This window comes from Candidatus Seongchinamella marina, from assembly GCF_026262685.1.
Taxonomy (GTDB): Bacteria; Pseudomonadota; Gammaproteobacteria; order Pseudomonadales; family Halieaceae; genus Halioglobus; species Halioglobus marinus.
The window spans coordinates 1-13,630 of sequence record NZ_SHNP01000001.1 but is presented as its reverse complement, the minus strand read 5'-3'; the positions used below and the strand labels follow the sequence as shown (position 1 = coordinate 13,630).

The 13,630-nt window shown below is 51.3% G+C and carries 9 protein-coding genes; 5 read left to right on the top strand and 4 right to left on the bottom strand.

Features of this window, described 5'->3' with window-relative positions; translation table 11 throughout:
- Positions 1-87: 87 nt before the first annotated feature.
- Positions 88-717 carry a mechanosensitive ion channel domain-containing protein gene (locus EYC87_RS00045; RefSeq protein WP_279251044.1) on the bottom strand — a complete coding sequence of 210 codons (630 nt, stop codon included), beginning with the start codon at positions 715-717 and terminating at the stop codon, positions 88-90.
- Between the two features lie 60 nt (positions 718-777).
- Here EYC87_RS00045 and EYC87_RS00040 point away from each other — a divergent pair, with 60 nt between their 5' ends.
- A complete protein-coding gene (locus EYC87_RS00040; protein ID WP_279251043.1) occupies positions 778-1,461 on the top strand; it encodes a DNA-3-methyladenine glycosylase I in 684 nt (227 codons plus the stop codon).
- 22 nt (positions 1,462-1,483) lie between these two features.
- Positions 1,484-3,046 (top strand): S1C family serine protease, encoded by a 1,563-nt coding sequence (locus tag EYC87_RS00035; protein WP_279251042.1) that lies wholly within the window; start codon positions 1,484-1,486, stop codon positions 3,044-3,046.
- A 56-nt stretch (positions 3,047-3,102) separates the two neighbouring features.
- On the opposite strand, the gene EYC87_RS00030 is transcribed toward EYC87_RS00035, so the two are convergent.
- Complete coding sequence (locus EYC87_RS00030) at positions 3,103-4,998, bottom strand: TolC family outer membrane protein (protein WP_279251041.1); 1,896 nt, start codon at positions 4,996-4,998, stop codon at positions 3,103-3,105.
- 281 nt (positions 4,999-5,279) lie between these two features.
- Here EYC87_RS00030 and EYC87_RS00025 point away from each other — a divergent pair, with 281 nt between their 5' ends.
- Both EYC87_RS00025 and EYC87_RS00020 read left to right on the top strand, forming a co-directional pair.
- Positions 5,280-5,978, top strand: coding sequence for a transglutaminase-like cysteine peptidase (locus EYC87_RS00025; protein ID WP_279251040.1), 699 nt, complete (start codon positions 5,280-5,282; stop codon positions 5,976-5,978).
- A 24-nt stretch (positions 5,979-6,002) separates the two neighbouring features.
- Positions 6,003-7,922, top strand: a complete 1,920-nt coding sequence (locus EYC87_RS00020) for a bifunctional diguanylate cyclase/phosphodiesterase (RefSeq protein WP_279251039.1) — start codon at positions 6,003-6,005, stop codon at positions 7,920-7,922.
- Positions 7,923-8,033: 111 nt separating this feature from the next.
- Here the strand turns inward: EYC87_RS00020 and EYC87_RS00015 are convergent, their stop codons facing one another.
- The gene (locus tag EYC87_RS00015) at positions 8,034-8,348 is read right to left on the bottom strand and encodes a hypothetical protein (protein ID WP_279251038.1); all 315 of its coding nucleotides are present in this window, start codon (positions 8,346-8,348) and stop codon (positions 8,034-8,036) included.
- Positions 8,349-8,518: 170 nt separating this feature from the next.
- Here EYC87_RS00015 and EYC87_RS00010 point away from each other — a divergent pair, with 170 nt between their 5' ends.
- Entirely contained in the window at positions 8,519-9,661 is a 1,143-nt protein-coding gene (locus tag EYC87_RS00010) for a TetR/AcrR family transcriptional regulator (RefSeq protein ID WP_279251037.1), read from the top strand.
- 296 nt (positions 9,662-9,957) lie between these two features.
- Here the strand turns inward: EYC87_RS00010 and EYC87_RS00005 are convergent.
- A partial coding sequence (locus EYC87_RS00005; RefSeq protein WP_279251036.1) for an Ig-like domain-containing protein occupies positions 9,958-13,630 on the bottom strand: 3,673 nt, incomplete at its 5' end.

Genomic DNA, 13,630 nt, shown 5'->3' with positions numbered 1-13,630 from the left:
CGACGTTTGCAGTACGAATGGGGTTGGGTTCTCAACAATATGTTCAGTTCTTTGGGCAGTGACAATCAACAGTTTATTGACAGTCTGTCAGGGCACGTCATAACCAATGGTCACGCCGGTGTGAACCGGCAAGCCACTCTGCCCTGAGTTTTTGCTGTAATTGATGATGATATTGGTTAGCACCATGGAATTAGGAATAGAGACAATGACATTCTTCAACGATTGAATACGTGTCACAAAAGTAGATCGCTCCACCACCCTGCCACGGGTATCGGCGCACTCGAGATAAAAATTCTTTAGATAGATTCGACGACTACTTATGTCCTCGACAATAAGGCCGATAAGACGAATGACATAACGGGCAACAATAATAAAAATAATTGTCTCCAGGTTAGGCAGGTAACCAATAAAGCCCTGCCACACATAAGAAACGGCATGACCAAATGCGACGATGATCTTGGCCGCCAGACGCAGGGTCCAATGGAAACTCATGAACACACCGGTAATAGCAAACATCAGCAATGCGCCACCGATTATGCTCCCACCAATGATCAACTGCATCATCGGCGATGCCGCGTCCGCACCACTGATTGGCGCCACCACTTTCTGTGGCGCCGCAAGTGCTAAGGCGACGTCAGCTGGGGCGGTATTATTAGGAGCACTATTTGCTTCGGGGATGGCGTCTACTCTTGCAGTTATAAATCTTATTGATGGCATCGAAAGGCATGTACTGCCCTTAATATAGCGAGGACTGAATCAATCCTCTACACTAGAGCCATGGAAAAATTCTCCTCGATTTACGAACGTGCCTGCGAGCGCCATGGCGGCGCGAAAGCAGTGGCGGGGCTGATGCCAAAGGCCCGCAGCGCCAGGGCGCTAGCCACCACCAACAACAATCGATGGCTCTCGGAAATGACCCACTGCATTTTCCAGGCGGGATTTGTCTGGCGCGTCGTCGATCGCAAGTGGGACGATTTTGAAGACGTATTTTTCGGCTTTCCGCCTGAAAAAATATTGATGCTAAGCCCCGATCAAATTGATCGTTTCGCCCAGAACCCGCGCATCATTCGCAATAGACAGAAAGTATTAAGTATTCAGGCCAACGCCCAGTACATTGTCGACATACAACAAGAACATGGTAGCTTCGGCAAATTTGTCAGTCGTTGGCCCGAAGATGACCTCATCGGCCTGTTCCAGCATATGAAAAAGCACGGTAGCCGTCTGGGTGGCATGAGCGGACAGCGCGTGCTGCGCAATATGGGTAAGGACACATTTGTGGTGACAGGGGATGTGGTGCGGTGCTTGCGGCGGGCCAATATCGATATCAATGAAAATCCCACCAGTCAGCGTGAAATGAGGTTAATACAAGGCGCATTTAATGATTGGCACTTGGAGTCGAGTGTCTCTTATGCGGCTATGAGCAGGATCTGCGCACTCTCCGTTGACTCGCCAGGACAATGATAGAATTTCGGAAGTACTCCATTTGAAGGCCCCGAATTATTATTCACCTATAGTTACCACGTTATTACTTATTGTGCTTCAGGCTTGTGCGTCTTCTGGGAAAAAAGACGCAACCGGTGCCAACGCGGCCAGTAATCTTGATCGCGGCAGATGCCCGAGTAGTATTGTCAGCGACCAGGGTAAGGACAGCAGCGGCCGCATTCGCTACCAAAGAACACTCAACTCCCAGCAGCTAAGTGACATCAAGGCCAGGGAAATTTCAAATTGCACCCGACTGGTGCGAGCGGGAAACACCGAAGCACTGGCAACGCTGGTGTCCTACTATGACGCGAATAACCAGAAGTCCAATCTGGTTGAACTGCTTGAGACCTACACCGACTCAGGCACAGACCCCAAAAAGCTCGCGGACGCAGGCACATATCTTTATCGGGCTTACGCTGGAGACACCTCAGGCGTGGTGCGTGATGTCGACAAAGCATTCAAGTACCTCGGTATTGCTGTAAACAATGGCAACCAGTCACTTGAACTTGCTTACGCCGAGTCATTGAGTGATCGAGGTCTGCACAACGATTCGTTACGTTATCTTCAGTCAATCGCCGGTAATAGCCGCAAGCAGCAGGAACGCTGCCAGGCCACGCTCAACCTAGGTCAACTGTATTTCGGCGGCAGCCCCGCCCACGAAAACTGGAACATTGGTTACTATTATTGGCAGGAAGGCTTGTTGCTCGCTAAAAACCCCAAATGGGGATCTTGCGCTGAGGACAACTTCACCAGTACCCACTATTCGCGAGAGACCGGGCGAAAAAAATTTGTAGACCGACGCATTGCGCTGATGAGTTCAGCTCAGCGGCAGGTGATTGATGAGGCCAGACAGGACTCTCACAAGGGTTACGATTTTATAGCGGCTTTAAACTTCCAGAGGCCGTCCGGTGTGCCTGTTGCCAATAAAGCATCACGCACGCAGGTCAATAACTATCTTCCGGGTTGGCCCGCCTGGTCCCCGACCACTGCACAGTTATGCAGTAACCTGAAGTATTCAGGCAGGGAGTTAGGCTGGAATGAGGTATTCGAGGCCAACGTCCAGGCTATATGGACCGTGGACTCCCGCAACGGCAACAGCAAATCCCGGGGTTCCGCTGTGGCAGTATCACCCAGTGAGCTCATTACAAACTGCCATCTGATAGAAAACCCCAAACAAATCACAATTCGGAGAATGGGGTGGAGTCTCCCCGCACGACTTAAAGCTTCCGACCGCGAGGGCGATCGCTGCATATTAGAAGTGGGCAACAACTTACCCACATACGTCCGCCGCGGTCGCAGTTACACTGCGGTCAAAATTGGCGAAGATGTGGCTGCTATAGGCAACCCCAAAGGCCTGGAGACCTCGCTCTCCAGGGGTATCGTCGGCCAGAAGCGCTCGCGCGGTGGGCTCAGGTTAATCCAGACGGACGCGGCAATTTCCTCCGGCTCTTCCGGGGGCGGTTTATTTGATCGTTCGGGTTACCTGGTGGGCATTACCACCTTCACGATCGCTGAAGGCCAGAGCCTGAATTTTGCCATCGCAATTGATGAGTTCTGTCGCTAACCGGCAGGCACAAAAAAAGGGCGCCCTGAGGCGCCCTTGATTAACCTTTCCTGACGTTACTCAATCGTGTCCATCACCAGCTCAACGCGGCGGTTGCGGGCACGATCCTCAGCAGTATCGTTACCAGCAATCGGATAGTCCTCACCGCGGCCAATGGCCACCAGCTGCTCTGCCGGAATACCGTGTTCATTGATCAGCATGTCGCGTACCGCATTCGCGCGACGTTCAGACAACCACTGGTTGTAGTTGTTTTCGCCACTGGAGTCAGTGTGTCCTTCTACAGTAGTGCGCACGCCAGAATTCTCGCGCAAAACCCCGGCGAATCTGGCAATCTCACTGTCATAGGCAGAAGAAATGACCGAAGAGTTGAAATCGAACTGAACATCCACTTCCAGAGAAACCATATCACCGTCTACCGCACGATAGCGGTCACTGCCGGCAGCAAGCCCGGCAAGTGCAGCCGCAGAAGCGGCAGCGACAGCTGGGTCAGCGCTGGCGTTCAAACGGGCAAACAAAGCATCGCGGTCAACTGCAGCGGATAATGGTGCGCCCTGTGGACACAGCGCCTGGGCGTTCTCATCGTCACCATCGCGGGTAAAATCCAGATCTAGCTCAGCAATCTTGTCTGCGTTAAGACCGTCCATTTCAAGCGCTGCTAACAGCAAGCCCATATTGGCTAGCGTGCGTGCCTGAGCCACACCCAAATCCGTTACTGCACTGGTATGAGCGCGCTGAGTATCGAAGTACTCATTCTGGGAGTCCAGCAGGTCGAGTAAGGTGCGTTGACCGATATCAAACTGGTCTCGGTAAGCCCTGCGAGTTTTGTCCTGGGAGATCAGGTTACGTTGCAGCACTTCGACCTGGCGCTCTAGCGCTTCCACATCATTGAACGCAATAGTGACTTCCTGACGAACATTTAAACACGCTTGCTTACGCTCTTCGATAGCTGCGTTGTAGAGGTTGTAGTACTCACGCTTGCGCGCACTGTCCGAACCACCACGCCACAAGTTGTACGACAGCACGACTTCCACTGCCTCCTCATCAAATCGCCCCTGAAGGCCATCAGTGTCATGCTCTACCTCGTTTCGATAACGCAAATCCAGGCGAGGCATCATCGGCGCGTTGGTCGCATTCAATGACTCTTGCGAAGACCGCAGGTTCTCAATGGCCGCGTTTATAACTGGGCTACGCTGATAAGCCATCTCCAGCGCAGTTTCCCGCAACTCAGGGATCTGGCCGACCGGTACCGAAGGCATCGCAAGATTGTCGCCGGGCAAATTGCCGACCACACGGTGAAAGCGCGCCATCACATCGTGCAGATTAGTGAGTTCGGTCACCAGGTTGGATTCCGCCAGGGACACACGAGCAGAGGCCTGCTCAAGGTCTACGCCCTGGCTAACACCGCCACCGGTGCGCTCCTCAATCTTCTCGTACACATTCTTGTGTACGATGTAATTGTCTTCGGCGAATTTCACCAGGTTCTGAAACTTAACTGTGTCCAAATACGCTCCAGCGGCCTCCAGGCCTACTTCTTCCGAAGCGCGTTTGAAGTCGTAATAACGGGACAACTTGGCGAAACCCAATGCAGCGACCTGATCTCTGGTGCCAAACCCGTCAAACAGCATCTGGGTGATGCTGAAGCGGGTGGCATCGCGGGAGTAATCTCCCAGGTCGATCAGTGGCGTCTCTCGCTCTTCTCGGCCCCATTCGGAATACAAATCCACGCTAGGGAGGTAACCGCCTCTGGCACCACGCTCAGCCTCTCGCGTCGCTTCGAAGTTATACCAGTCAGCGTTGACTCTCGGGCTAACCAAAACGCCCTGTGTTACCGCGGTTCTAAAATCTGTAACTGTATCTAGCCCCACTGGGACCTGTGTTTGGCCAAAAGCCAATGTTGCTGTCATCCCTACTACTGCCGTCAATGCTGACAGCTTTATATTTTTACTTTCCATTGTGCAAACTCCCTATAGCTTCTGGCTGAATTCACCGATGCAGATACACGGCGCCCCACACTTTCCATGTGTTTACTTTTCCGAGCTTGTCAGTATAGACGAAATTATGCAATATCGGTCACTGATTACAAAAAACTCTTATCCTAGTCACATTTTCAGACGGCCATATGCCCCAAGTGGTATAAGTCGGCCTGCCGTTAGTGTAAAAGTAGTCTAATATTACATTTCGTCCACCTGTAACTGAAGGTGAGAGTAGTTTTACCAACAAAATTGAAATGAGAATGATTTTGGGACACGGATTTTCCCAGGCAACCCATACCTTCCAGCGCACCTGCCTGGCTCTATTGGTATGCATTGTATTTACTACCCTGGTCTGGGGACAGCTGGACCTGGATCGCATGCGGTCGCTGGCCTCTCAGCGCTACGGACAAGATACCGTCAATTTAGTCGATGAGTGGAACGAGACGATCGAGGCAATGAAAAGCATGCCAGAGGCGCAAAAGCTCGACGCCGCCAATAAGTTCTTCAACCGAAAAATTCGCTGGGTACAAGACCCCGAAGCCTGGGGTCAAAAAGACTACTGGGCCACTCCGCTGGAAACCATGGGCAACGGCAGGGGTGACTGTGAAGACTTTGCCATCGCCAAATATTCAATGTTGGTGCTAGCGGGTGTAGACATCGACAAGCTCCGCATTACCTACGTAAAGGCTCAAATGGGCGGCCCCAATAGCAAGATTCACGCAGCTCACATGGTACTGGCCTACTACCCTACCCCTGCTGCTGTACCCCAAATTCTCGATAATCTGATCACAGATATTTACCTAGCCACCAAGCGTACCGATTTGACGCCAGTTTACGGTTTTAACAGCCGGGGCCTTTGGGTGGGCGGCGCAGCAACGCCAGCGACCACCAACCCCGGCGCCAAGCTCTCTCGCTGGAGAGATCTGCTGCAGCGCGCAGCGGCTGAAGGACTGGGATAAACCGAATGAGTAACGGAGCCTGACATGTCATTACACAAAAAACTCTGGATAGCGATCATTGTGCTGCTACTGCTGGTATTCAGCGGCAGCTTTCTGGTATCCACTGTTTCCGCCAAGTCCTATCTGGAACAGCAGATCTCAATGAAGAACGCCGATAACGCTGCAGCGTTGGCTTTGTCGTTAACCCAACAGGGCGCAGACGATATCTTGCTTGAGCTAACCCTTTCTGCCCAGTTTGATACCGGTTTCTACGAGTTGATAGAACTGCGCGACCCTGAAGGCAAGTTGAAGATACTGCGCCAGGATGAGCAACCTATCGACCAGGCACCCTCCTGGTTTGTAACCGCGTTCGAGATCAACGTTGATGCTGGCATTGCGACGGTGCAGTCCGGCTGGCAGCAAGTGGGCACGCTGACTCTGCGCAGCCATTCTAAATTTGCCTATGAGCGTTTGTGGCAGAGCGCGCAGATGCTGGCTCTCATTTTTCTGGTGGCAATGCTGATCTCAGGCTTCTTGGGCGGGCAAGTGCTAAAACGCATCCTTAAACCGCTGGATGATGTTGTTGAACAGGCCCAGGCTATTGGTAACCGCCGCTTCATTACCATCCCCGAGCCCAGCACACTGGAATTTAAGCAGGTCGTCAGCGCTATGAACGAGATGTCGGCGCGCATCAAACACGTTCTGGGGCAAGAGGCGAAGCGCTTGCAGAAGTGGCAGCGAGAAGCACACGTAGATAAGGTCACTGGATTGAACAACCGTGAGCCATTTATGAAATCTGTAGATGCCGCTCTCGAAAGTGATGACGTCAACGCCACCGGTAGCCTCACCCTGTTGCGCATCACCGGCCTGGCGCGCATGAACCAGTTGTTTGGTCGTGCGGCCATGGACGGCGTACTCAGTGAAGTAGGCAATGAGCTCAATCGAATCGTAATGTCACATAGCCGCTGGGCTGCGTGCAGGCTTAATGGCTCAGACTTTGCCATTTTAGCGCCACGTGCGATGGACCCTAATGAAGCTGCCCAACAAATGCAGGACGGGATACGCCAGGTACTAGAGGCACGCAGCATGGATGAAGGCATACTGCTTCCAGCGGCAACGACCATTTACGCGCACGGCGATACAATCGGCTCAATAATGACCCGGCTGGATGGCGCCCTTCTTGCCAACGAGCGCGAGGGCGAGTCCAGTATCAGCGTTGCTTTTGAAGGCGATATCCAGATGCAACCTGTGCGTCAACAGATGGAGGAATGGCGTGAAATTTTGGAGCAATCATTCCGTGATCAAAACTTCCTCCTCGATTACTTCCCCCTGGTTGGTCTGGAAAACGAATTAATTCATTACGAAGCAATGGTGCGGCTCAAGTGGCAAGGAGAAAAACTGTCTGCTGGTCAATTCCTGCCGTGGGTTAATCGCCTGGAGATATCTTCAGAATTAGACAAGCACGTGGTTGACCTGGCGCTGCGCTCTATAGAGACCACCGGTTATCCAACGGCTATTAACCTGTCAGTGGCCGCGGTAGTAGAGCCAGGCTTCGTCAGCTGGATAGGTGAGCGATTCACCGCCAAGAGCGCTGCCGCTAAAAACCTATGGATTGAAATTCCTGAGGCTATGGCTTTCCGGCACATTCAAAACTTTAAATCATTGTGCAAAAGGGTCAAGGCCAGTGGCTGCAAAATCGGTATTGAGCACGTGGGGCATCAGCTTTCTGACTTGGGCAACCTGAGTGATGTGGGCCTGGATTACCTGAAAATAGACGCCAGTTTCGTGCGGGATATCGAAAACAACTCCGCCAACCAGACGCTACTGAGAACACTGTGCACCGTTGGTCACTCTATTGGCGTGAAGGTTTACGCGGAAGGAGTGCGCACTGAGCAAGAGTGGCAAACCATGCTGGAGATTGGTGCAGATGGTGCGACTGGGCCAGGGATTTCATTAACAGAGTAATGGCTTCGGCGTCATTGAGGAGATTTTTTTGAACTCGCAGTGACGTCCTGCTCATTCCCAGACAGACGGCAATCCGGCTACGTGCAATTATAGAAGACCGTGACTTACTGCTTAATCTTCGCCAATCAAATCTAACTTACCTGCATGCTCACTTCGCAATCTTTGCCTGCGCATGATCTTATCCTGCGCTGACCCGGGAAGGTCAGTGAATAAAATGACACCTTTTGCAATCAGTAGTTCGACCACGTCCTCAAGTACGCGAACAAAGTCTTTATCAGTGGCGTCCAATGAGTTGGCCGCATCTTGCTCATTCAAAAACTGCGTCAGCTCGGGTGAACCTGAATCCAATCGCTCTTCAAAGCCGGCCGCGCGCACGGCACTAACGGCAACCACAACCCCTTTCTCATCTCGCATCACATACGGCATCAACCATCTCCCAGGCGCACAACTACCAAAAGCAGCCCAATCAACCGGCACAGACTGTCTGTTCGTCAAAACATTATAAGTACACATTGCCGCCGTGCCAGCTAATTTGCACGCAAAGCGCAGAAACTTAGCTCGATAAGTAGGCACAACCGGCGGGAGTACAGAGACAGGTGAGGGAAAAATTGTTACTCTGTGTGAAAAACAAAGCTAAAAACGTTGCCATGGAAACCAAAGATACATTAAACCGTCGTCCTGATAGGCGACAGCAGTTGCTGTCTGCTGCCTATTCGGTGATCGCCGAAAACGGCCTTGACGGTGCCACCTTAAAAAAGATTGCGGGGCGCGCCGGCCTGGGCGCAGCTGCAGTCAACTTTTACTTCAACACCAAGCAAGATTTGCTTCATCAGGTTATTTTTGATTTGAGTAAAGAGTTTGAAGAAACGGTTCTTCAAACCAGCCAGACCTATGCAAACAACCCCGTGGCGGGGCTCAGCGCAGCATTTGAAGTGCTTCTCGACACGGGCTCAGCCGACAGTAGAGAAAAGATTTGCACCTTGTGTTGTTACTATACGAATCAAAATAACACACCGGAAACCCAGTTGTTACTCGATAGATCCGAAAACCTAAACTACGCAATGATTGCAGAGTTTTGTAAAGGTATATTGGCTATGGATGATGCTGGCAAGCGTATGAATCACGAAGCTATCGCCACCGCCTTTTACTCCATGATCGATGGATTCTGGTCTGAGGCCTACTACCATAAAAGCTGGTCTGGACCTGATGCACACAGAGTGCTTTACCAGTCTTTTCTCGGCAGCGTTTTTCCCTGGGCGTATGACCTACCGCAACACATAGATGAGGACTCGGCAGTCGATACCGCTGCAATATGCCGTATTGCGACGAAGCAAGACATAGACAAAGTTACCGATCTCCTAATTAAAACATCAACTATCACTCAAGACCGAGACACAGCTCGATTGCTCGTGGAACATTCCGTCACCCAGGACGAGTGCGAGCTTTTTGTCTACGTCGACGATACAACCCAAGTACAAGGTTTTGTCCGCGTGCAATCACTTACATCATTGACTCTTGCGCAATCGTTAGCCGTTATTACCGACCTGCACTATCCGAAGAGCCTAGGCACAGTTGTGGCGATAAAACTACTTCAGACGGCACAAAATTACGCTAAAGAATCAGGCGCTGCGGCTATCCATAAAAACGTCAATCTCGCAGAATTCGAGTTGCGTGAACTACTTCATCATTTAGGAATGACGACTTCAAAAGATGAGTCTGTAATGGCCAAGCGGTTCTAACAAGCACAGACTTGATCAACGCAAGCCCCCGTGTGTGGCCCAAGTGTTATACCAAAAAAGACTATCGATGAAATACACGTCTTTTTTCCTTCCCCGAGCTGCGTCCTTTCTGAAATAGCCCACATTGAGTAAGCCAGCAGTCAAGGTGTAATCGAGCCCGATGGCGGGAATTGACCGTAATCTTACCAGGCACATTCATAAATCTTTGTGCCTAGACGGCAACACCATCTCACTCTTTTCAAAAAAAATCCCCGCCATCGCGAGACAGCAGGGATTGATCATACTCTGTTAAGAATCTAGTCGGTACTTAACTGCCCGCTATTCAACATGTTCTGGATGGCTGCGGCCAAATCATCGCTGCCCACCAAATCAACTCCCTCGACGGTAATGGTTTGATCAATTTGCACGCCATCAGTGGTGCCATCGGCGAAACCACCAGAGTTGCTCACTTCAATGACGGTGTCGCTGCCATCAAAAGAAACATTCAAGTAGGCAGACAGATCGTCGTTCGCGCCCTCGTCAGAGAGAAGGTCTCTCAAATCAAGTGACTCAGTTGCAAAGGATGTGTCTTCTGCAACCGTAGTGCTACCATCGCTCCAGGTTACTGCAGACTGTCCGTGAATAACCACATCCCCGTCAGCTGCTGTGCCTGAAGTACTCTCAGCTGAGTAGTCCAGAGCGATGCTATCCACGCCCAGGTCAACCAGAGAAGTTAACTCACCTTCGTCAGTAACGCCGTCAGAGTCGGCGTCCTGCCACACTGCGAACTCATCAAAACGCTCATCGTTCGCGTCGAGCACTCCATCCTGATTCGTATCAAATACTTCAGCAACTGCTTCCATATCAGTCTCTGCGGTATCACTCCACTCAGTGAAGACATACTCTTTCGCTTCATTAACAGTGCCGGACTGATCAGCATCGATCACCAGAAGGCCGTCGTCCGGGCCGACCCAGGCGGTGTTGACCGATTCACCAGATTCCTCATCGGTGAAGACCACGCCCGCATCTCGAGAAACATAGTCCACACCATCGTTGTTGAGGTCGATCGTGATTGGCGCCACAGGACTGATCGAGATATCCCCCTCCTCAGATCCACGCAAGGTGATTTCAAAGTCCTGGCTGGCGTTGTCACCATCTTGATCTACGAGATTCAAAGTAAAGTTAAAATCGAGATCATCAGGATCGTTCTCAGAAATCGCAAAAGCCAGCACATCGTTAAGCCTGAAACCGTCACCCTTATCGACTTCGGCGCTCGTTACACTCACAGATGCAATAGTCTTACCGGCATCCAATGCATAGTCATTGGTCGTAAATGTGCCGTCTTCGTTCACATTTACACCGTTTAGCGGAGTTGAGCCACCTTCATTGTAGCTAATCAGAATATCCAGAGTTGCTACGTTATTAGCTTGTTGACCCCCAGTGAACCCCACGACGTCAAATTGAAAACTCTCAACCTCTGCGTTTGAAAACGCAAAGCTAATCTCCTCACCCGGATCGACCTGTTGATCATCAATAGCCCAACCCTGGTTGCTGGGGTTCACGTCATCAGAACCAGTAACAAGGGTCTCCAAACCAGAGATCTCGTCAGTGATGATATAGCCGACAATTGGACCGCCTGCCACCACAGAGGCTGTAGAAAGCGCAACCTCTACTATCTCGGGCGGCCGATCGACCACGACTAACGAATCAGTACCATCAGCATTAAGCGTCAGAACAGCCACTATCTCGCCTCCGTCCAGGAGGTTAATAACCACAGTGTCTGCAGACGAGGACTCTATTTCAGCTGCACCTGAATTAGAGGTAATGCTCGCAAAACCGTCGGCACCAGCGGTCCAGTCAATAATATCTACAGGGTCATTGTTACTGTTGTCCGGAGCGCTTACTACAATTGCACTATCTGCCATAAACATTGGGTCATCATCGAAAACAATAATGGATCCAGTCTCGGGGCCTACCCACGTGCTACCACCGTTATCAGAGATTTCTACCGTGATATAAGTACGATCCAGAGTATCTTCAGCTAAGTTATCTATCTCGGCCTGCAAATCGTTATCGACTACCGTATCAAGCGTATACGTCCACTCGATAACTCCGGTATTACTGTCGTAACTATTTAGTACGAGATCCCCATATTCAACGCCCGCTGCATTAGAAAGTGGAATGGTAGACACCAAACCAGCCTCTAGGCCCTGCAGCTCAGCCAGAGTCACCACTTGACTGCCTAAGGATCCACCATTGGCTAAGGCTCCACCAATGCGAATTTGGACCATATCTTCAGGTCCATCTGAATCAGACAACGTGATCGTGCCTGAAGCAGTTAAAGGCGTATCAATACTGGCAGGTAGATCTGTACCGCCCGGGAGATATGACTCGTAGACTTCGTTCTCGACAATATCAATATCGATCGTCGGCTGATCATTATCACCATTGATCGTAATCGTCAGTGTCGCGTCATCTGTTTGTGCAGGATCGTCCGCATTGGTTGCGGTGTAATCCGCCGCAACAGCCAGGGTCTCTCCATTATTGAGCGCATTCGCTCGCGCCTGGCCTTCCGCGTTCAAAGTCAGTTTGTACGTACCATCTGCGGCAAAATCAATCGTACCCAGCTGTACATCGTCAGCAGTCGACAGCGCAGCAACACCCGTTGCAGCCACAACCGTGATCGGATTGTCGTTCGTATCAGGATCAGGTCCATCAACGCCCGGTGCAGTCGTCAGCACATTGATGTTGCCAAAAACAGGCCGGCCCGCTTCAACCGCGCTCTCGCTGAACGCATCGACATCATCACGGGCAACAAAGGCATCATCCACACCGTTAATCGTAATCGTCAGTGTCGCGTCATCTGTTTGTGCAGGATCGTCCGCATTGGTTGCGGTGTAATCCGCCGCAACAGCCAGGGTCTCTCCATTATTGAGCGCATTCGCTCGCGCCTGGCCTTCCGCGTTCAAAGTCAGTTTGTACGTACCATCTGCGGCAAAATCAATCGTACCCAGCTGTACATCGTCAGCAGTCGACAGCGCAGCAACACCCGTTGCAGCCACAACCGTGATCGGATTGTCGTTCGTATCAGGATCAGGTCCATCAACGCCCGGTGCAGTCGTCAGCACATTGATGTTGCCATCAACCGTCTGGCCCGCTTCAACCGCGCTCTCGCTGAACGCATCGACATCATCACGGGCAACAAAGGCATCATCCACACCGTTAATCGTAATCGTCAGTGTCGCGTCTTCAGTTTGTGCAGGATCGTCCGCATTGGTTGCGGTGTAATCCGCCGCAACTGCCAAAGTTTCGTCATTGTTCAACGCGTTCGCGCGCGACTGGCCTTCTGCGTTCAGCGTCAACTTGTATGTGCCATCAGCGGCAAAATCAATCGTACCCAATTGTACGTTATCCAACGTCGATAATGCGGGTACGCCTGCAGCGGGAACAACCTCAACCGGATTATCGTTTACATCTGGGTCATCGCTATCGTTATCCAGTACGTTGATATTACCCGCCACTTCAGCACCACCCTCAACCTGGGCCTCACTAAAGGCATCCTCGTCATCAGCAACCGTAAATGGAGAGTCCGAGCCATTGATGGTGATTGTTACAGTCGCTGTATCGCTGCCATCGTCATCAGAGATTGTATAGGTAAAGGTGTCTACACCACTGAAGTTCTCATCAGGTGTGTATTCAAAGGTACCGTCAGTGTTAACCGTCACTGATCCATTGGCAGGATCAGTGTTACTCGTAACAGTGAAGGCATCACCATCCGTTTGAACGTCATTGGGGAAGACCGTGCCAGACACAGACTCGTTCACATCGGTAGTGAATTCATCATTATTGGCGATCGGCGGTGTCTCGGGTGGAGGGTTATCGTTATCCTGAATTGTCACCACGCCCTGCGGATCGGCGATCGTGGCATTGCTCGCATTGCTCAAGTTAAGCAGCAGGTTCTCGGTGGACTCAACTAAAGCATCATCCAGT